Origin of the sequence: Pseudomonas sp. 20P_3.2_Bac5, from assembly GCF_025466035.1 — a bacterium.
Classification (GTDB): Bacteria; Pseudomonadota; Gammaproteobacteria; order Pseudomonadales; family Pseudomonadaceae; genus Aquipseudomonas.
The window spans coordinates 1-1392 of record NZ_JANLOA010000085.1; the positions used below are offsets into that span (position 1 = coordinate 1).

Genomic DNA, 1392 nt, shown 5'->3' on the forward strand with positions numbered 1-1392 from the left:
TTGGGCGAATTCAACCGGTCGTCGCAACACTGGTTTGTTGGACAGATTTTAGATACTCATTCAGTGCTTCGGCAGGTGTTTTCCAGCCGAGTGTTTTTCGCGGTCTCGTATTCAGCGCGTGCGCAACTGCTTGGATCTCTTGGGCACTCCAACGAGACAGGTCGGTGCCTTTCGGGAAGTATTGCCGTAGAAGACCGTTCGTATTTTCGTTCGTGCCGCGCTGCCATGGACTATGGGGGTCAGCAAAGAAAACCTTCACTCCGGATTCGATGGTAAATCGAGCGTGATCCGATAGCTCCTTCCCACGATCCCAGGTCAAAGATCGCCACAGTTCGACGGGAAGATCAGTCACAGTCTTCTTCAAGGCGTTGGCCATGCTAGCAGCCCCATAGCCGGCAAGCGCCGGGCCATTCTTCGTCCGGGGAATCAGCCCATAACCTTCCTCGCGAGGTAGATAGACGAGCATGGTGAATCGAGTTGAGCGTTCGACCAGCGTTCCAATCGCAGAACGATTCAGACCGATGATCAGGTCGCCCTCCCAATGCCCCGGTACAGCTCGGTCTTCCACCTCCGCAGGGCGACTGGAGATCATGACATCCTCGCTGACGTGCGCCCACGCTTTGGCCTGCGCCCTGGCTCTCGGCACGCGCAACGCTCTCCCTGTGCGCAGGCAGCTCACCAGTTCGCGCTTGAGAGCCCCTCGACCCTGAATGTAGAGCGCCTGATATATGGCTTCGTGAGAGATGCGCATGGATTCATCGTCCGGAAAATCGATCTGGAGCCGATTGGTAATTTGTTCGGGCGACCAGCCATTGACCCATTTACGGTCACTGCGATGTGGTTTATTTCGGCCTTTGAAGGGAGCTTGTCGAGGCCCAGCAATCTCACGGCCATCAGCGTCGTGAACCTTACCCTCCAGACGGTCTTGCACGTAGTGATGCAGTCGCGGGTTAATCACCAGTTTCGCTGGCTTCGGCCTCTTGGCCACCAGCTCTGCCTTCCATTGCGCGACTGAAGCTCGATACTCAAGCCGACCGCAACGAGTTGCAGCATTACGCGTCAGCTCCCGTGAAATTGTCGATGGGCTTCGTCCAAGACGACGGGCAGATAGGTACCGTCCTGATATCTGGTTCGACATGAATAATGGCATCCCGCCCCGATGACGGAACCAGCGTGTGCCTACCGCTGAGGATATGCCAACAACCTGTGCTGCCTTCTCGCTTGTGATGCCGGTTGCGATCTGCACCCAAAACAGCCGCTCGATCTCACTACGAAGCGACGGCGCCCCTGGCGAACGCATCGCTCCCCGGCCTGTAAGTTTTTGCATCCATCCTGCGGGTCGCCCCATAAACACCTCGATCAAAGGTGTTGCGACGACCGGTTGAATTCGCC

1 protein-coding gene is annotated in these 1392 nt (G+C 56.8%); it reads right to left on the reverse strand.

The window, feature by feature from the left end; all coding sequences use genetic code 11:
- Positions 1-10: 10 nt before the first annotated feature.
- Positions 11-1327: an IS30 family transposase gene (locus NTD88_RS15365; protein ID WP_262153603.1), complete on the reverse strand. Its 1317-nt coding sequence runs from the start codon at positions 1325-1327 to the stop codon at positions 11-13.
- Positions 1328-1392: the final 65 nt, after the last annotated feature.